Annotated in this window: 18 protein-coding genes; 15 read left to right on the top strand and 3 right to left on the bottom strand. The window is 65.6% G+C overall.

Annotation, left to right across the window (positions count from 1 at the left end):
* From AC1D00_RS03390 to AC1D00_RS03380, 3 genes are all read left to right on the top strand, one after another.
* Positions 1 to 400: ribonuclease T2 family protein (locus AC1D00_RS03390; protein ID WP_477009661.1), on the top strand; the 400-nt coding region annotated here is incomplete at its 5' end.
* Between the two features lie 190 nt (positions 401 to 590).
* Positions 591 to 1,451 (top strand): 23S rRNA (adenine(2030)-N(6))-methyltransferase RlmJ, encoded by an 861-nt coding sequence (locus AC1D00_RS03385; protein WP_477009660.1) that lies wholly within the window; start codon positions 591 to 593, stop codon positions 1,449 to 1,451.
* 250 nt (positions 1,452 to 1,701) lie between these two features.
* Positions 1,702 to 1,917 (top strand): cold-shock protein, encoded by a 216-nt coding sequence (locus AC1D00_RS03380; RefSeq protein WP_008544396.1) that lies wholly within the window; start codon positions 1,702 to 1,704, stop codon positions 1,915 to 1,917.
* 87 nt (positions 1,918 to 2,004) lie between these two features.
* Here the strand turns inward: AC1D00_RS03380 and AC1D00_RS03375 are convergent, their stop codons facing one another.
* Positions 2,005 to 2,628 (bottom strand): outer membrane protein, encoded by a 624-nt coding sequence (locus AC1D00_RS03375; RefSeq protein WP_167771140.1) that lies wholly within the window; start codon positions 2,626 to 2,628, stop codon positions 2,005 to 2,007.
* Between the two features lie 252 nt (positions 2,629 to 2,880).
* Here AC1D00_RS03375 and uvrC point away from each other — a divergent pair, with 252 nt between their 5' ends.
* The 7 genes from uvrC to AC1D00_RS03340 all read left to right on the top strand — a co-directional run bounded on the left by uvrC (position 2,881) and on the right by AC1D00_RS03340 (position 9,159).
* Positions 2,881 to 4,941, top strand: coding sequence for an excinuclease ABC subunit UvrC (gene uvrC / locus AC1D00_RS03370; protein ID WP_477009659.1), 2,061 nt, complete (start codon positions 2,881 to 2,883; stop codon positions 4,939 to 4,941).
* A 97-nt stretch (positions 4,942 to 5,038) separates the two neighbouring features.
* A complete protein-coding gene (pgsA, locus tag AC1D00_RS03365) occupies positions 5,039 to 5,656 on the top strand; it encodes a CDP-diacylglycerol--glycerol-3-phosphate 3-phosphatidyltransferase (protein ID WP_011090204.1) in 618 nt (205 codons plus the stop codon).
* Positions 5,653 to 5,904 (top strand): molybdopterin converting factor subunit 1, encoded by a 252-nt coding sequence (gene moaD, locus AC1D00_RS03360; protein WP_011090205.1) that lies wholly within the window; start codon positions 5,653 to 5,655, stop codon positions 5,902 to 5,904. Before pgsA ends, moaD begins: the two co-directional genes overlap by 4 nt.
* A 4-nt stretch (positions 5,905 to 5,908) precedes the next feature.
* Positions 5,909 to 6,391 carry a molybdenum cofactor biosynthesis protein MoaE gene (locus AC1D00_RS03355; protein ID WP_404552783.1) on the top strand — a complete coding sequence of 161 codons (483 nt, stop codon included), beginning with the start codon at positions 5,909 to 5,911 and terminating at the stop codon, positions 6,389 to 6,391.
* Positions 6,391 to 7,350 (top strand): 50S ribosomal protein L3 N(5)-glutamine methyltransferase, encoded by a 960-nt coding sequence (gene prmB, locus AC1D00_RS03350; protein WP_477009658.1) that lies wholly within the window; start codon positions 6,391 to 6,393, stop codon positions 7,348 to 7,350. Before AC1D00_RS03355 ends, prmB begins: the two co-directional genes overlap by 1 nt.
* 89 nt (positions 7,351 to 7,439) lie before the next feature.
* The gene (locus AC1D00_RS03345) at positions 7,440 to 8,027 is read left to right on the top strand and encodes a phage holin family protein (RefSeq protein ID WP_477009657.1); all 588 of its coding nucleotides are present in this window, start codon (positions 7,440 to 7,442) and stop codon (positions 8,025 to 8,027) included.
* Position 8,028: 1 nt separating this feature from the next.
* Positions 8,029 to 9,159 carry a YihY/virulence factor BrkB family protein gene (locus tag AC1D00_RS03340; protein ID WP_477009656.1) on the top strand — a complete coding sequence of 377 codons (1,131 nt, stop codon included), beginning with the start codon at positions 8,029 to 8,031 and terminating at the stop codon, positions 9,157 to 9,159.
* A 41-nt stretch (positions 9,160 to 9,200) separates the two neighbouring features.
* Here AC1D00_RS03340 and AC1D00_RS03335 read toward each other — a convergent pair whose 3' ends face one another.
* Positions 9,201 to 10,040, bottom strand: coding sequence for a class I SAM-dependent methyltransferase (locus tag AC1D00_RS03335; protein ID WP_404552776.1), 840 nt, complete (start codon positions 10,038 to 10,040; stop codon positions 9,201 to 9,203).
* Positions 10,041 to 10,217: 177 nt separating this feature from the next.
* On the opposite strand from AC1D00_RS03335, the gene AC1D00_RS03330 reads away from it, so the two are divergent.
* From AC1D00_RS03330 to AC1D00_RS03320, 3 genes are all read left to right on the top strand, one after another.
* Positions 10,218 to 11,723 carry a winged helix-turn-helix domain-containing tetratricopeptide repeat protein gene (locus tag AC1D00_RS03330; RefSeq protein WP_477009662.1) on the top strand — a complete coding sequence of 502 codons (1,506 nt, stop codon included), beginning with the start codon at positions 10,218 to 10,220 and terminating at the stop codon, positions 11,721 to 11,723.
* A gap of 142 nt (positions 11,724 to 11,865) precedes the next feature.
* Complete coding sequence (locus AC1D00_RS03325) at positions 11,866 to 13,353, top strand: EAL domain-containing protein (RefSeq protein ID WP_477009655.1); 1,488 nt, start codon at positions 11,866 to 11,868, stop codon at positions 13,351 to 13,353.
* Between the two features lie 15 nt (positions 13,354 to 13,368).
* Complete coding sequence (locus AC1D00_RS03320; RefSeq protein ID WP_477009654.1) at positions 13,369 to 14,223, top strand: TIGR01459 family HAD-type hydrolase; 855 nt, start codon at positions 13,369 to 13,371, stop codon at positions 14,221 to 14,223.
* A 179-nt stretch (positions 14,224 to 14,402) separates the two neighbouring features.
* On the opposite strand, the gene AC1D00_RS03315 is transcribed toward AC1D00_RS03320, so the two are convergent.
* Positions 14,403 to 14,798, bottom strand: coding sequence for a response regulator (locus AC1D00_RS03315; RefSeq protein WP_008567674.1), 396 nt, complete (start codon positions 14,796 to 14,798; stop codon positions 14,403 to 14,405).
* 232 nt (positions 14,799 to 15,030) lie between these two features.
* Between AC1D00_RS03315 and AC1D00_RS03310 the strand changes: the two genes are divergently transcribed.
* Entirely contained in the window at positions 15,031 to 16,002 is a 972-nt protein-coding gene (locus tag AC1D00_RS03310; RefSeq protein ID WP_477009653.1) for a bifunctional riboflavin kinase/FAD synthetase, read from the top strand.
* 205 nt (positions 16,003 to 16,207) lie between these two features.
* On the top strand, positions 16,208 to 17,385 hold a 1,178-nt coding region (locus AC1D00_RS03305), incomplete at its 3' end, for a class I tRNA ligase family protein (protein ID WP_477009652.1).

The following is a 17,385-nucleotide window of genomic DNA, read 5'->3' as shown; positions in this document are numbered from 1 at the left end:
ACAGCGGCTGAACCGCAGCATCGTCTCCTCGATGCTCGACCTGATGCCCGCGCCGGGCCTGATCTTCAACGAATGGGACAAGCACGGCACCTGCTCGGGGCTCGCCGACCGCAGCTATTTCGAGACGATCCGGAAAGCGCGCGCCGCGATCAAGATTCCGGCCGAGTATCTCGACCTGTCGCAGGCCAAGACCGTGGCGCCGGCGGAGGTCGAGGAGGCCTTCATCAAGGCCAATCCGGGCCTCGGCAGCGCCGCCGTCTCGGTGACCTGCAACCGGACGCGGCTTTCCGAGGTCCGCATCTGCCTCAGCAAGGACCTGCAATTCCGCGCGTGCGAGGAGATCGACCGCCGCGCCTGCCGCCGCGACCAGGTGACGATGCCGCCGATCAGGGGTGGGTAGACCGGCTCTCGTGCCCCGGATGCGGTGCAATGCGCCGCGAAACGCGGCGTGGTGCACCGCTGATCCGGGGCCCATCACGAACGAAGAAGCTGGGTCCCGGCTCAGCGGCGCAGCGTTACACGCCGCACCGCGTCCGGGACACGCATTAGTGCCTCTTTGCTCAGGCCGTGACGTGGCGTAGTGCTCTTGCATGAACTACCGTCACGCCTTCCATGCCGGCAACTTCGCCGATGTCATCAAGCACATCGTGCTGGCGCGCATCCTCACTTACTTGCAGGACAAGCCGGGGGCGTTCCGCGTCATCGACACCCATGCCGGCGCCGGCCTGTACGATCTCGAAAGCGACGAGGCGCGGCGCGGCGGCGAATGGCTGACCGGCATCGCGCGGCTGATGCAGGCGCGCCTGTCGAACGAGACCGCCGCGCTGACGAAGCCTTATCTCGACATCGTCCGCGCCTTCAATCCGAAGGGCGAGCTCAAGACCTATCCGGGTTCGCCGCTGATCGCGCGCGGCCTGCTCAGGCCGCAGGATCGCCTCGTCGCCTGCGAGCTCGAGCCGAAGGCGCGCAAGGCGCTGATCGACGTGCTGCGCCGCGACGAGCAGGCCCGCGTGGTCGATCTCGACGGCTGGGTGGCGCTGCCGGCCTTCGTGCCGCCGAAGGAACGGCGCGGGCTGGTGCTGATCGACCCGCCGTTCGAGGCAAAGAACGAGTTCGAGCGGCTGGGCGAAGCCTTCTCGGAGGCTTTCGCAAAATGGCCAACCGGTATCTATGTAATCTGGTATCCGGCCAAGAGCCGGCGCGCCACCGACACGCTGGCGCAACTCGTGGCGCGGCTCGCAGCCGCAGCAAAGCCGCCGGGCAAATGCCTGCGCCTCGAATTCAGCGCCGCGCCGCAACTTGACGGCGCAGCCCTCACCTCCACCGGACTGCTGATCGTCAATCCCCCTTACACGCTGCACGGCGAGCTCAAGACGATCCTGCCCGAGCTCGAAATGCCGCTCGGCCAGGGCGGCGCTGCCAGATTCCGATTAGAGGTGCCGAGGCCGTAACACTCCGGCATTCTTGGGAAAAATATGCAGGAGCCGTAGTCAATCTGCAAAGAACCGTATTATGCTATTTCGGTGACTGGCTTTGCGTTCCGCTTCCGCGAATGGTTGCGGCGGAGTGAAGGCCTAATAAAGATCCGGCCGGACCGAAAGGTCCGCCCAAGGATGGCCAGCTCCCGGGCTCCGTACGGCCCGGTCATGTCGTGACGTGAGTCTGCGTCGCGACGGAGGAGCAATGAGGGGGAGTTTCCCGATGGCCATGACGGGAACGGTCAAGTTCTTCAACGGCGAGCGCGGCTACGGCTTTATCAAGCCGGATGACGGCGGTCGCGATGTCTTCGTTCACATCACTGCTGTGGAGCGAGCGGGACTGAAGGACCTTGCCGAAGGACAGCGTATTACTTTCGAAGTCGAACCGGACAAGAAGGGGAAGGGACCGAAGGCGGTCAATTTGGTCATCCTTTCCTAGCGGGCCTGACTCAAAAAACCTGGCGCAAAAAAAGTCCCGGCCGCGAGCGGCCGGGAGGTTATTGTCCGGTATTTTCTTAGTTGGCTTTCAGAAGTGATAGTTCACGCCTGCACGCACAACGCTGGCGCTATAGCCGTTTGACACGCCTGTGATTGCGAACTGGCTCGTCGACAGATCGATGTAGAGATATTCGAGCTTGGCGGTCCAGTTGGGCGCGAAGCCCACTTCCGCACCGGCACCGATGGTCCAGCCGGCGCTGGTGTGCGACTCGGTCCAGCCGAAGGTCTGCGCACGCAGCTCGCCGAAGGCGAGGCCGGCGGTGCCGTAGACCAGCACGTTGCTGAAGGCATAGCCGGCACGGCCGCGCAGAGTGCCGAACCACGGATTGGAGAACTTCCACGGCGCGAAGGTGTCATCAGCGCCGGCGGCCTGGATATCGCCCTCGACGCCGAACACCCATGGACCGTTCTGGAAATTATAGCCGGCCTGCACACCGCCAACGAAGCCGGAGGGCTTTACGGGTGAGTTACTCACCGACCCCCACTCATAGCCGAGATTGGCACCGAGATACGGACCGGCCCAGCTATAGGCATTGAGCGGCTGATTGACGGTATAGGGCGCACGCTGCCCGTAATTGAGATCGGCGGCCTCTGCCGAAGCTGTCCAGCCGGCGGCAACCAACACGGCCGCGCCCACAACGAGCCTCTTCATCACACACTCCAACGCAACCGCCGTAAACCGGTGCGATGCCCGCGCCGCCGCGCCGGGCCACGTCGCATGGTTACGGAACCAAGACCTTTTCGCGTAAGATTTATCGAGAGTTTTAAGTTAAAGGGCTGTTAAGACCCGTTACCGCGCGCTTAACAGACTTAAGGAAGCGTTACCGGGAACCGCGGCCGCCATCCTGTGCGTGCAGCATGGCCGGAACTTCAAATCGGTATCCCCAGCGCCTAAATTCGCCCCATGGTTCACGATTCCACCGACAATCCGGACGACGCCCGCGCGCGCAAATCCAGGCGCGGCATGGCACCGGACGCCCCGTCCCAGGAGCCGGCACCGCCTGACCTCGATCCCGCCACCACAGGCGGCGACGACGAGGACGATGCTCTGCTGCCCGATATCCTGGAAGAGAGCGGCGCGGTCGGCGAAGAGCCGCTGGCGAGCGGCCATGAGGCGATCGAGCGCGCCGTCCGGCTCGCGCCGACCTCGCCGGGCGTCTATCGCATGCTCAATGCGAATGCCGACGTGCTCTATGTCGGCAAGGCCAAGAACGTCAAAAAACGCCTCTCCAACTACGCGCGCCAGAGTGCGCCACAGCCGGCGCGCATCCTGCGCATGATCGCCGCCACCGTGACCGTGGAGATCGTCTCGACCAACACCGAGACCGAAGCGCTGCTGCTGGAAGCCAACCTCATCAAGCAGCTGCGGCCGCGCTTCAACGTGCAGCTGCGCGACGACAAGTCGTTTCCCTATATCCTGATCACCGGCGACCATTGGGCGCCGCAGATCCTGAAACATCGGGGCGCGCAGACCCGCCCCGGACGCTATTTCGGCCCGTTCGCTTCCGCCGGCGCCGTCAACCGCACCATCACGGCGCTGCAGCGCGCGTTCCTGATCCGCTCCTGCACCGATTCTTTCTTCGAGAGCCGCACCCGGCCCTGCCTGCTCTACCAGATCCGCCGCTGCGCCGGTCCCTGCACCCGCGAGATCGATTTCCCCGGCTATACGACGCTGGTGCGCGAAGCGACCGACTTCCTCTCCGGCAAGAGCCATGCGGTGAAGCAGGAGCTCGCCGGCGAGATGGAGAAGGCGGCCAACGAGCTCGAATTCGAGAGCGCGGCACTCTACCGCGACCGCCTTGCCGCACTGTCGGCGATCCAGTCGCAGCAGGGCATCAATCCGCGCACGGTGGAAGAGGCCGACGTGTTCGCCATCCACCAGGAGGGCGGCTTCTCCTGCGTCGAGGTGTTCTTCTTCCGCACCGGCCAGAACTGGGGCAACCGCGCCTATTTCCCGCGGGCGGAGAAGACCTTTACGCCCGAAGAAGTGCTCGGCTCCTTCCTCGCCCAGTTCTACGACGACAAGCCGCCGCCGAAGAACATCCTGCTTTCGCATGAGATCGAGGAGAGCGAGCTGCTTGCCAACGCGCTCTCGATCAAGGCTGGGCACAAGATCGAGGTCGCCGCGCCGAAGCGCGGCGAGAAGAAGGAACTCGTCGCCCACGCGCTGACCAATGCGCGCGAGGCGCTGGGCCGGAAGCTCGCGGACACCGCGACGCAGGGCCGCCTGCTCGACGCCATGGCGACGACGCTGAGCCTGCCGCATGCCCCCAAGCGCATCGAGGTCTACGACAACAGCCACATCCAGGGCACCAATGCGGTCGGCGCCATGATCGTCGCCGGCCCGGACGGCTTCGTGAAGAATCAGTACCGCAAGTTCAACATCAAGTCGGAAGGGCTCACGCCCGGCGACGACTACGGCATGATGCGCGAGGTGCTGGAGCGCCGCTTCAAGCGTCTCATCAACCCGCCCGAGGAGGGCGCCAAGGTCAAGGACGACGATTTTCCGCAATGGCCCGACCTCGTGATCATCGACGGCGGCCGCGGCCAGCTCAATGCCGTCCGCGAGATCTTTGCGAATCTCGGCCTGACCCAGGTGTCGCTGATGTCGGTCGCCAAGGGGCCGGACCGGGATGCCGGCCGCGAGACCCTGTTCATGCCGGAACGCGAGGCGATCAAGCTCGAGCCGCGCGACCCCGTGCTCTATTTCATCCAGCGCCTGCGCGACGAGGCCCACCGCTTCGTCATCGGCTCGCATCGCAAGCTGCGCAAGAAGGACATCCGCGAGGCCGGTTTGCAGGAGATTCCGGGCATCGGCCCGTCACGCAAACGTGCCTTGCTGCATCATTTCGGAACCCTGAAGGAGATCGAACGGGCCTCGATCGCCGATCTCGGCAAGGTTCCGGGGGTGAGCGCCGAAAGCGCCCGCAGGATTTTCGAGTATTTCCATCCCCAGCCGGGGTGAACTAAAGGGGGCCGTGGTCATATGGTCGTCGCATCTCGCACCCCATTTGAGGAGCGGAACGGTTGACCTTCGGGCCACAGCGGTATTGGTAGGACGGATGAACATCGCCACGACACGAGGGACGACCAGCCGCGCGATGTCCCTCCCGAACATCCTGACCTATGGCCGGATCGCCGCGATCCCGGTCGTGGTCGGGTGCATCTATGCGCAGTCGATTCTGGATCAGCCGCTGTGGCTGCGCTGGGTCGCGGTCGCCATTTTCATCGCGGCAGCAGTCACCGATTACCTCGACGGCTACTACGCGCGGATCTGGAATCAGCAATCGGCGTTCGGCCGGATGCTCGATCCGATCGCCGACAAGCTGCTGGTCGCCTCCTGCCTGCTGATGCTGGCCGCCGACGGTATCATCCATGGCTGGTCGCTGTGGGCCGCCATCGTGATCCTGTGCCGCGAGATCCTGGTCTCGGGCCTGCGCGAATATCTCGCCGCGCTGCGCGTCAGCGTGCCCGTCACCAAGCTTGCCAAGTGGAAGACCACGGTCCAGCTCGTCGCCATCGGTTTCCTGCTCGCGGGCGAGGCCGGCGACCAGGTCGTGCCTGTCGTGACCCAGATCGGCCTGTTGCTGCTGTGGGCCTCGGCGATCCTCACCATGTACACCGGCTACGATTATTTCCGCTCCGGCATCCATCACCTCATCAAGGAGGATGAGGTATGAAGGTGAAGTATTTTGCCTGGGTGCGCGAACGCGTCGGCAAGGCCGAGGAGACCATCGAGCCGCCAGCGACCGTGCGCACCGTGGAAGAGCTCATCGCCTGGCTGTCCGGCCGGAGCGAGGCCTATGCCTATGCGTTCGAAAAGCCGAAGGTCATCCGCGCCGCGATCGACCACGCCCACGTCAAGTCGGACGCCGCGATCGCGGGCGCCCGCGAGATCGCGTTCTTCCCGCCGATGACCGGCGGCTAGGCCCATGACTTCCCCTGCGACCACCGGCCCCGTCACCATCCGTATCCAGGAAGACGATTTCGACATTGCGCGCGAGATCGCGCTCCTGACCAGGAGCCGGACCGACATCGGTGCGGTCGTCAGCTTCTCCGGCATCTGCCGCGGCGACGAGGACAGCGCGAAGATCGCCGCGTTGACGCTCGAACATTACCCCGGCATGGCCGAGGAAGAGATCAAGCGTCATGTCGAGGAGGCGACCACGCGCTGGCCGCTCAACGGCGTCACGGTCATCCACCGCGTCGGCCGGTTCATGCCCGGCCAGAACATCGTGCTGGTGCTGACCGCATCGCAGCATCGTCAGGCGGCGTTCCAGGCAGCCGAGTTCCTGATGGACTATCTCAAGACCAGCGCGCCGTTCTGGAAGAAGGAAGAGAGCGCCACCGGCACCGGCTGGGTCGAAGCCCACGCCCGTGACGACGAGGCCGCCGCGCGCTGGACGAAATCCTGATGGCAAGAGCTTCCAAAAAGACCGCGCGCGGCCGCGCCGCGCCCAAACTTGCGAAGGTCGGCCGCGGCGAGCTTGTCACGCTCATCGACTTCGTCCGCTATGCCGTGAGCCGCTTCAATGAGGCCAAGCTCGCCTTCGCGCACGGAACGACCGATCCGGTGGCGGAAGCGGCCTTCCTGGTCTGCGAGGCCCTGCATCTGCATCCGGACCAGTTCGAGGCCTTTGCCCACGCGCGCGTCACGGCTGCGGAAGGCAAGACCATCCTCGATCTCATCCATAAGCGCGTGACCACGCGCAAACCGGCCGCCTATCTCGTCAACAAGATCTACCTGCGCGGCCTGCCCTTCTATGTCGACGAGCGCGTTATCGTCCCGCGCTCCTTCATCGGCGAGCTCCTGGATTCGCATTTCGGCGGCGACGGCGAGGCCGGTTCGCTGATCGACGACCCCACGGCCGTCGAGCGCGTGCTCGACCTCTGCACGGGATCGGCATGCCTTGCCATCCTCGCCGCGTATCACTTCCCGAATGCAACGGTCGATGCCGTCGACATCTCCAGGGGCGCGCTCGAAGTCGCCGCGCGCAATGTCGGGGAGCACGGGCTCGATGAGCGGGTCACGCTCCATCGCGGCGACCTGTTCGCCCCGCTCGGCGACAACAGATACGACCTCATCATCACCAATCCGCCTTACGTCGATGCGGAAGGCATGGCGGCATTGCCGCCGGAATGCCAGGCCGAGCCGAAGCTCGCCTTCGACGGCGGCGCCGACGGTCTCGACGTGGTGCGCCGGATCCTGCGCGACGCCCCCGATCACCTGACGCCGGATGGCGGGTTGATCTGCGAAATCGGCCGCGGCCGCGAATTGGTCGACGAGGCCTTTCCGGAGCTGCCGCTGCTCTGGCTCGACACCGAAGACTCCGAAGGCGAGGTGTTCTGGATCGCGGCCGCCGATCTCGGCTGATCGGTCACCGCGGCGACGCCCCGCGCGGAACAAGTCAAATCCCGTCACGTTCATCCCCGACGAATGTCTCGCTCTCGGAGGATGTCCGCATGCTCGCGCCATCGGGCGAATTGCTGCGCGCCGGCATGGCGCTGAAACTCAACCATCTCAAGCGCGCCACCCGGTCTTACTTGCGTGACCGCACCAGCCAGGCCACGGGACGGGCGACGTCCTATGCGGTCGCGGCCGGCCTGTTCGCCGTGGCCGGGCTGTTCCTGATCGCGGCCTTCTTTGTCGGTCTGGTTGCCTTGTACCGCTGGATCGCAATCACCTACGGACAATTCTGGGGCTTTGGTGCCGTCGGCGCGGTCCTGCTGGTCCTGGCTGCGTGCTGCGCCGGCGCGGCTCTGGCTCAGATGAAGCGTCGGGACAAGCCGATCGTGCCGTTGGCCAGCCGCCTGCGCGTTGCGATCGCCACCCCGCGGATTCCGCGTGGAACGGTCAAGCAGGCAGTGAAAGAGGTCGCGACGACGATTCCCCTGGCACCGCTCGCGCCCGGCGAACGCCGCCATGGCGGCAAAACCCGGCCCGTGCGCGCCAACCGTCCCGTGCAACTGGGTCTGATGCTCGCAGCCGTCGGGCTGCTGGGCTTCACGGCCGCGCGTCGAAGACGGCACGGGCACAGGTTGGACGCGTGAGATGGCGGCGCGGCGCTCAGGGCAGCTCGACTCCTGGCTGCTGGTCGCCGCCACCGTCGTCTTCGTGCTGACCGCCGAACGCTACTTCCAGAACCCCGGCGTGATCCGGCCGGGGCCTCCGCAAGACCACCGCAACAACGAAGCAAGCTCTCCGGAAACGAGCGTAACCCGTGCCGCGACGCAGCCCGGCCGCGGGCGCCGTTCCAGAAGCCCCTTCGCGATCCCCTGGGCCGGCTGGAAGGATATCTTCTGGCGCACCTATCAGCGCATCGACGACGATCGCTTGCTCGCGACCGCCGGCGGCGTCGTGTTCTTCGGGCTGCTCTCGATCTTTCCGGCCGTCACCGCGCTCGTCTCGTCCTATGGGCTGTTCGCCGACCCCGCCACGATCAGCGCCAATCTCCAGACCCTCGCGACGATGCTGCCCGAGGGCTCATTCCAGATCGTCGAGGACCAGGTCGGGCGCGTGGTGTCGAAGGGCAATACGACGCTTGGCGCCACCTTCCTGCTCGGCCTCCTGCTTGCGATCTGGAGCGCCAATGCCGGCGTCAAATCGATCTTCGACGCCCTCAACGTCGCCTATGAGGAGCGCGAGAAGCGCAGCTTCATCCGGCTGAACTCGGTGTCGCTGGCCTTCACGGTCGGCGGCATCGCCGCACTGCTGCTGATGGTGGGTRCCGTCGTCGCCTTCCCGCTGGCGCTCAATCACCTCGGCATGGCGCCCGAAAGCAAGTTGATCGTGGCGCTGGCACGATGGCCGCTCCTGTTCCTCATCCTGCTCGTGGCGCTTGCCATCCTCTACCGCTTCGCACCCAGCCGCGACGCGCCGCGCTGGCAATGGCTGAGCCTCGGCGCGGTGACGGCCGCCCTGCTCTGGATTGCCGGCTCAGCCTTGTTGTCCTGGTATCTGTCCGAGTTCGCCAATTACAACGCCACCTACGGCTCGCTCGGCGCGGCGATCGGCCTGATGATGTGGATGTGGATGTCCGCGATCGTCGTCATGTTCGGCGCCGAGCTGAACTCGGAGATCGAACGGCAGACCCTGCGCGACACGACCACCGGGGAGCCCAAGCCGCTCGGCAGCCGCGAGGCGGTCTCGGCCGACACGGTCGGCGCCGCCGCCCCGGCCTGATGTTGAGGTCAGGCCGAACGCCGGCCTGACCTCAAGCCGCATCAGCGCTTGGTGATGACGGCTTCCAGATATTCGCTGTGCACGACGACCGTGCCGTCGTCGGCACGGTTGAACTCGCCGAGCAGCGTGATGAGGTCGCGCCGCAGCGCAGCCTGACCGGACTCGTCGAGTACGGCGAAGGCTTTGAGCATCGGCCCGTAATACGACTTGAAGATTTCGAGCCAGTGCTCCGGCGAGCGATAGCGGAACACGAACATGCGCGGCTCGGCGGTGATCTCCGACGCCTGGTCTCCAAACATCTCCTTGAGGCGGGCCGGTGTGCCCCACAATGCCGGCGACTTCACGCCGGCCGGCGGCGCCACATGCCCGCCGATGGTCTTGAAGAGCTGACCGATGAAGCCTTGCGGCGTCCAGTTGGCGAGGCCGATCTTGCCGCCCGATTTGCAGACCCGTGCGAGTTCGGCAGCAGCCTTGTCCTGGTCCGGCGTGAACATCACACCAAAGGTCGAGACGACGACGTCGTAGCTGCCATCGGCAAACGGCAGCGCTTCGGCGTCCGCCTCGCGGAATTCGACCATCAGATGATCGGCTGCCGCGCGCTCGCGGCCGCGCTTGAGCAGCGCCGGAACGTAGTCGGTCGATGTGACGTCACACCAGCGCCGGGCCGCCGCCAGCGTCGCATTGCCGTTGCCCGCAGCGACGTCCAGCACTTTGCTGCCGGCGCGAAGATCCAGCGCCTCGCAAAGCTGTTCGCCGACGATCTGCAAGGTGGTGCCGACGACGGCATAGTCGCCGGACGACCAGGCGCCGTGCTGGCGCTGCTTGACGGCAGCGAGATCGGGTTGGGCTGGCGCCGGCTTGAGCGCTGCGGATGTCGACATGGCAAATCTCCTGCGGTTGAACACGCCGGGACGATAGAGCGCATGCAGCTCGCTGGCCTTGAGAGCGGCCTTATTTTACGCTGAGAGTACCTTGATTTCCGGACGGGAGCCGAGGGCAGATTGACAATTCATTTCGAGGATTTCGTGCTCGATCCCGAACGCCGCGAATTGCGGCGGATGGAGACGCTCGTCGCGCTCGAGCCCCAGGTCTTCGATCTTCTGCTCTATCTCGTCCGCAACCGCGAGCGCGTGGTGACGCGGGACAATCTGCTCGATGCGGTCTGGAACGGCCGCGTCGTCTCGGAATCGACCCTTACCAGCCGGATCAACGCAGCGCGGCGCGCGGTCAACGACAATGGCGAGGAGCAGCGGCTGATCCGCACCATCGCGCGCAAGGGTGTGCGCTTCGTCGGCGATGTCACGGAACTTTCCTCGGCCGCAACGCCCGCGGCGCCGGCCCAACCGTCCAACGCGCCACCAACGGCATTGCCGCTGCCAGATCGTCCGGCCATCGCGGTCCTGCCCTTCACCAACATGAGCGGCGAGGTCGAGCAGGACTATTTCTCCGACGGCATCAGCGAGGACATCATCACCGCGCTGTCGAAGCTGCGCTGGTTCTTCGTGATCGCGCGCAACTCGTCCTTCATCTACAAGGGCCGCCCGGTTCATCTGCGGCAGGTCGCAGAAGACCTCGGCGTGCGCTATGTCGTGGAAGGCAGCGTCCGCAAGGATGGCGACCGCGTCCGGATCACCGCTCAGCTCAACGACGTCGCCACTGGCAGTCATCTCTGGGCTGAGCGCTATGACCGCGAGCTCGCCGACGTCTTCGCCGTGCAGGACGAGATCACCGAAGCCATCGTCGCCGCGATCGAGCCACAGCTCTACGCCGCGGAGAGCTTTCGCGCCCAGCGCAAGCCGCCCGACAGCCTGGACGCCTGGGATCTCGTGATGCGCGCCCTTTCCCACTACTGGCGCGTGACGCGGCAGGATCATGTCGTGGCGCAGGCGCTGCTCGAGAAGGCCATCGCGCTCGACCCGAACTACGGCAAGGCGCTCGGCCTGCTCGGCACCAGCTACATGTTCACGGCGCATATGGGCTGGATGGAGATGGCCACGGCAATACCCCTCGCCGAGCGCGCGGCGAGGGCCGCGATCCGCGCCGACGATGAGGATGCCTGGGCCCACAATGCGCTCGGCCATGTCCATCTGTTCGCGCGGCGGTTCGAGGACTCGCTCGCCGAGTTCGAGACCGCGCTCCGGCTCAATCCGAATTTTGCGCTGGCGCAGGGCTATTATGGTTTGGCGCTGGGCTATTGCGGCCGCTGGCAGGATGCCGACGAGGCCGCGCGCCGGGCGATCCGCCTCAGCCCGCGCGATCCCTACGCGCCGGTCTATTTCGGCATCGCCGCCTTCGCCCGCTTCCTCGGCAGCGACTACGCCGAAGCGATCCGGCTCGCACAGGAGTCCCTGCGCCAGCGTAGCGACTTCGTCGGCGGGCACCGGGTGCTGGTTGCCGCTGCCGGCATGGCCGGACAAACCGAGACCGCCCGGGTTGCCCTGAAGGAACTCCACCGAACCCAGCCGAACGTTTCGCTGACCTGGATCGCCGAATTCATGCCGATCAAACTCGCCTCCGACCGCGAGCACTACCTCGAAGGCTTTCGCCGGGCTGGCCTGACTTGAAGGGCAAACGGACCACTATCCCCTCGAATCAACAATGATGTTAGGGTCATGCGGCTTGGGGGAGCATGAGGCGTGACGGGTTCGCACAGTAACCCGTGTTTTCCCGGGTGAGGCAGTCAGCTCTTGAGGCGTAACGCGCGGCATGATTCGCATTTCGACGATCTTCATCGCCATCTGCATGGTTCTGGTCGCGGCCTCGCTCGGGCTTGTGCTCTACGCGGTCGCCGGCATCAGCGGAACCGAATCCGCGATCGTGGCGCTGACCGCGCTGACCTTCCTGATCCTCTACAACGCGGTGTCGATGCGGCTGCGCGACCGCAGCGACGTCGGCGGCCAGATCGCCGACCTCTCGCGCGGCACCGCCGACCTCGCCCGCCAGGTGGCCGAATTCGGCCGCCGGTTAGCTGCGATGGAAGGGCGCATCGCCTCGTCCAATTCGACCAATTCCGACCGCATCCAGTCGGTGGTCGGCGAGATCAACGAGCTCGGCGGGCTGGTCAGGCAGCTTGCTTCCACCGTGTCCACCCATGAGGACCTGCTGGCTGGCGCCGCGCCTGCAGCTGCGGCGGCTCCGGCCGCGAGGCCGGACCTGGAAGCGCCGATCGACCTGATCGCGCCGCTCGGGGAGCGGCCGGTGGCGCCGCCACTGCTTCCCGCGGCTCCCCCGCCTCCCCCAGCGCGGCCGGCACCGGCAGTTCAGGCCCAAACCGCCCATCCGGTTCAGACCGCCAACGGACGCAACCAGACCCAATTGCTGGCGACGCTCCGCAACGCGATCGACGAGAACCGCATCGACATCTTCCTCCAGCCGATGGTGACGCTGCCGCAGCGCAAGGTGCGGTTCTACGAGGCGGTGACACGCGTCCGCGACGAGCGCGACCAGTTGATCGCCGCCGAGGAGTTCATCAGCATCGCGGAGGCCTCGGGCCTGATCGGGCGCATCGACAACATGGTGATGCTGCGCTGTGTGCAGGTGCTGCGCCGCCTGATGGTCCGCAACAAGGACGTCGGCGTGTTCTGCAACGTCGCGGCCTCCACGCTCGGCAATTCGACCACCTTCGCGCAATGCCTCGACTTCCTCGAAGCCAACCGGGCGCTGGCGCCGTCGCTGGTGCTGGAGTTCAAGCAGTCGACCTTCCGCAATCTCGGCCCGGCCGAGTCCGAGAACCTCGCCGCGCTCGCCCAGCGCGGCTTCCGCTTCTCGATCGACCATGTCACGGATCTGCGCATCGAGCCGCGCGAACTCGCCGACCGCGGCGTGCGCTTCATCAAGGTTCCGGCCACGCTGTTGCTCGACCCGAGGCAGGCCTCGACCTCCGACATCCACCCGTCCGACCTCTCCGACCTGCTCGGCCGTTTCGGCATCGACCTGATCGCCGAGCGGATCGAAGGCGAGCGCGCCGTGGTCGATTTGCTCGACTATGACGTTCGGTTCGGCCAGGGGTTCCTGTTCGCGCCGCCCCGGCCATTGCGGCCGGAGGGGGCATCTGCTACCGGCGGGGCCTCGCCGAACCAGGCGCAGGATATTCAGGGATCCAATGGCTCCGCTCCACTCAGCCAAGGCGCGACGTCAGCCGCACCTCCGGCACAACGCATCACCGGCAACGCGGCGCTCRCGCGCCGGATCTGATCGGTCGCGCGCATCATGACTACGCTGCATTTCGCCGAAAGCCTGCGCGAGCTCGTGGGCGATGTGGACGTCGTGCTCAGCGACATCTGGGGCGTGGTCCACAATGGCCTCGAATCTTTCCCCGAAGCCTGCGAGGCGCTGCACACCTATCGCAGCCGCGGCGGCACGGTGATCCTGATCACCAATGCCCCACGCCCCGCCGACTCCGTGCAGCGGCAATTGCGCAAGCTCGGCGTCGCTGACGAGACCTATGACGCGATCGTCTCGTCGGGCGACCTGACCCGGCTCTATGTTGCCGAACATCCCGGCCGCAAGATGTTCTGGCTGGGCCCCGAGCGCGACAACTCGATCTATCGTGGCCTCGATGCGGTGACCGCGCCGCTGGAACAGGCCGACTACATCGTCTGCACCGGCCTCTATGACGACGAGACCGAGACGGCGGAAGACTATCGCGGCATGATGCTGAAGGCGCGCGAGCGCAAGCTGACGCTGGTCTGCGCCAACCCGGACATCGTGGTGGAACGCGGCGACCGGCTGATCTATTGCGCCGGCGCGATCGCCGAGCTCTATCGCGAGCTCGGCGGCGAGGTGATCTTCTACGGCAAGCCGCACCGGCCGATCTACGAGCGCGCGATGGCGCTCGCCGGCGAACGCCAGGGCCATCAGATCGACCGCAGACGCGTGCTGGCGATCGGCGATTCCGTCCRCACCGACCTCACCGGCGCGCGCGAATTCGGCATCGACTGCCTGTTCGTCACCCGCGGCATCCATGCCGAGGAGTTCGAAGGTCTCGACCAGCTCGACCCGGCGTCCGTGATGGAATTGTTCGGCCACCCGCCGAAGGCGCTGATGCGCGAATTGAAGTGGTAGTGATCTGATCGTCATTCCGGGGCGATGCGGAGCATCGAACCCGGAATCTCGAGATTCTCAGGTGCGCAATTGCGCACCATAGTTCGCCCTTCGGGCGCCCCGGAATGACACTCCCAACGCAGAAAGCCCGGGACAAAAGCCCGGGCCTTCGAATTCAGCTGAAAGCTTTAGCGCGCGCCTTACGCGCTCGCCATGTCCGGGAAGACCGCCTCGATCTTGGTCTTCAGCGTCGCCGCGTTGAACGGCTTGACGATGTAGTTGTTCACGCCGGCCTTCTTGGCCGCGATCACGTTCTCGGTCTTCGATTCCGCCGTGATCATGATGAAAGGCGTGGTGGCGAGGTTCGGATCCGCGCGCACTTCGCGCAGGAGGTCGTAGCCCGTCATCGGCTCCATGTTCCAGTCGGAGATCACGAGGCCGTACTTCTTGCCGCGCATCTTGTTCAGCGCCGCCGAACCGTCGCTGGCATCGTCGATGTTCTCGAAGCCAAGCTGCTTCAGCAGATTCCTGATGATACGGATCATGGTGCTGTAGTCATCCACCACCAGAACCGGCATCGACAAATCAACCGCCATCTCGACTCCCCCAACGCAAACCCAGGAATATTACGATTGAAGCTGCCAGGCCGGAGGCCCGTGCAGTTCCACTGCTTCAAGGACTAGCATCAAGGCGTTAAACAGCCCGTTAACTGGGGCGGCCCCCGAAGAATTGAAATCGTGTTCAATGCCGCCGCCTCCCCCGCTTGACTTCGCCGGGCGGGTCAAGCCACGGTCCCGGCCGGTCCCGCCCGGCTCGAGAATTCCCCTGATGGCCCCGCATTTTACCGTTATCCGCGACACCACGCCGGATTCCGCTATTCCCCGGGGTGCCGTGGTCGCCATGGGCAATTTCGACGGGGTTCATCTCGGCCATCGCGCAGTGATCGCAGCGGCCCTGGAGATGGGCCGGGCGCATGGCCGCCCTGCGCTGGCGTTGACCTTCGAGCCGCACCCACGGCGATTTTTCAGCCCCAACACCCCGCAATTCCGCCTGACGGACGAGCGGGCCAAGCTGCGGCTTCTGGCCGGGACCGGGCTCTCCGGCGCCGTGGTCATGACCTTCGACAAGGCAAGAGCCGGCACCAGCGCGCAAGATTTCATTCACCATGACCTGATCGGGCGTCTCGGCGTCAGCGCAATCGCGGTCGGCTATGACTTCCATTTCGGCAAGGGACGGGTCGGCTCGCCGAGCCTGCTGGTCAACGAGGCGCCCCGGCTCGGCATCGAGGTCGACGTGCAGCCGCATGTCGATTTCGACGAACGGCCGGTCTCCTCCAGCGCCATCCGTATTGCGCTCGCCGAAGGCCAGCTTGACGAAGCCACCACCATGCTCGGCGCCCCCTGGTTCATCACCGGCGAGGTGATCCACGGCGAGAAGCGCGGCCGCGACCTCGGCTACCCCACCGCCAACATCCGCCTCGACGCCAATTGCGGCCTCAAGCACGGCATCTATGCGGTGCGGGTCGGCCGCGGCGCCGAGCGCCTGGACGGGGTGGCCAGCTTCGGCCGCCGCCCGACCTTCGACAATGGCGCCCCTCTCCTGGAAATCTTCCTGTTCGACTTCAAGGGCGACCTCTACGGGCAGGTACTCGACTGCGCCTTCGTCGGCTTCATCCGCGAGGAACTGAAATTCGACGGCATCGAGGCCCTGATCCGCCAGATGGACGACGATTCCGCCCGCGCCCGCGCCATGCTGGCCGCCGCCCCGGACGCATTTCCGCGGCTTGGCGTCGTCGATTGAGGCCGAAAACCGGCCAAGCCGGACCTTTGCGCTTCCCTTAGCCCCCTGCTATGGAGAGCCCATGTTTGCGCGGCGCATCATAGGGATTAGCGGCCCGGCTTCCGCCTGAGCCTTTGGCTCGGCGCAAGACCGGGATTTCGTCGTTTCACCCCGCGATTCCGCATCGCCATCCGTTTTCCCGCGCCCTTCCGAGCCAGTCAGCCTCATGTCCGAAAAGCCGCAAAAGTCCCAAAAGTCCGAAGTCAAAGACTATTCGAAAACCCTGTTCCTGCCGCAGACGGACTTCCCGATGCGCGCCGGCCTGCCGCAGCGCGAGCCGGAGATCCTCAAGCGCTGGTACGAGATCGGCCTCTACGAGAAGCTGCGCGCGGGCGCCAAGGGCCGCGACAAGTTCGTGCTGCATGACGGCCCGCCCTACGCCAACGGCAACATCCACATCGGCACTTCGCTGAACAAGATCCTCAAGGATCTCGTCACCAAGAGCCAGCAGATGCTCGGCTTCGATTCCAACTACGTGCCGGGCTGGGACTGCCACGGCCTGCCGATCGAGTGGAAGGTCGAGGAGGAGCACTATCGCAAGAAGGGCAAGCAGAAGCCCGACTTCCGCGACAGTGCGGCGATGATCGATTTCCGGAAAGAGTGCCGCGCCTATGCCACCCATTGGCTCGGCGTGCAGCGCGAGGAGTTCAAGCGTCTCGGCGTGATCGGCGACTGGGACCACCCCTACGCCACCATGAGCTTCCCGGCGGAAGCCCAGATCGCGCGCGAACTGATGAAGTTCGCCGCCAACGGCACGCTCTACCGCGGCTCCAAGCCGGTGATGTGGAGCGTGGTCGAGAAGACCGCGCTGGCCGAAGCCGAGGTCGAGTACGAGGACTACACCTCCGACATGGTCTGGGTGAAATTCCCGGTGACCTCGCCCGCGCACGGCGCGCTCGCCTCCGCAAGCGTCGTGATCTGGACGACCACGCCCTGGACCCTGCCGGGCAACCGCGCCATCTCGTTCTCGCCGAAGATCGCCTATGGCCTCTACAAGGTGACGGACGCACCGGCGGACAACTGGGCCAGGAACGGCGACCTCCTGATCCTTGCCGACGCGCTCGCCGACGAGGTGTTCAAGCAGGCGCGTGTCACCGCCTTCGAAAAGCTGCGCGACGTCCCCGCCGACACCATGGACGCAATCGAATGCGCCCATCCCCTGAAGGGTCTTGCCGGCGGCTATGAATTCGTCGTGCCACTCCTGCCCGGCGACCACGTCACCGACGACACCGGCACCGGCTTCGTCCACACCGCCCCCGGCCATGGCCGCGAGGACTTCGACGCCTGGATGGCACATGGGCGCGATCTCGATGCGCGCGGCATCAACACGGCGATCCCCTACAC

The sequence above is a fragment of the Bradyrhizobium sp. P2_E8 genome, from assembly GCF_056403875.1.
This window is presented reverse-complemented; position numbering and strand designations above follow the sequence as displayed.

Bases quoted from the DNA above. Each gene is read 5' to 3' on its own strand.
- AC1D00_RS03345 (WP_477009657.1), top strand. From the start codon at position 7,440: ATGCTCGCGCCATCGGGCGAATTGCTGCGCGCCGGCATGGCGCTGAAA.
- AC1D00_RS03335 (WP_404552776.1), bottom strand. From the start codon at position 10,040: ATGTCGACATCCGCAGCGCTCAAGCCGGCGCCAGCCCAACCCGATCTC.
- AC1D00_RS03330 (WP_477009662.1), top strand. From the start codon at position 10,218: ATGGAGACGCTCGTCGCGCTCGAGCCCCAGGTCTTCGATCTTCTGCTC.
- uvrC (WP_477009659.1), top strand. From the start codon at position 2,881: ATGGTTCACGATTCCACCGACAATCCGGACGACGCCCGCGCGCGCAAA.
- AC1D00_RS03355 (WP_404552783.1), top strand. From the start codon at position 5,909: ATGACTTCCCCTGCGACCACCGGCCCCGTCACCATCCGTATCCAGGAA.
- AC1D00_RS03315 (WP_008567674.1), bottom strand. From the start codon at position 14,798: ATGGCGGTTGATTTGTCGATGCCGGTTCTGGTGGTGGATGACTACAGC.
- pgsA (WP_011090204.1), top strand. From the start codon at position 5,039: ATGAACATCGCCACGACACGAGGGACGACCAGCCGCGCGATGTCCCTC.
- moaD (WP_011090205.1), top strand. From the start codon at position 5,653: ATGAAGGTGAAGTATTTTGCCTGGGTGCGCGAACGCGTCGGCAAGGCC.
- AC1D00_RS03310 (WP_477009653.1), top strand. From the start codon at position 15,031: ATGGCCCCGCATTTTACCGTTATCCGCGACACCACGCCGGATTCCGCT.
- prmB (WP_477009658.1), top strand. From the start codon at position 6,391: ATGGCAAGAGCTTCCAAAAAGACCGCGCGCGGCCGCGCCGCGCCCAAA.
- AC1D00_RS03385 (WP_477009660.1), top strand. From the start codon at position 591: ATGAACTACCGTCACGCCTTCCATGCCGGCAACTTCGCCGATGTCATC.
- AC1D00_RS03380 (WP_008544396.1), top strand. From the start codon at position 1,702: ATGGCCATGACGGGAACGGTCAAGTTCTTCAACGGCGAGCGCGGCTAC.
- AC1D00_RS03375 (WP_167771140.1), bottom strand. From the start codon at position 2,628: ATGAAGAGGCTCGTTGTGGGCGCGGCCGTGTTGGTTGCCGCCGGCTGG.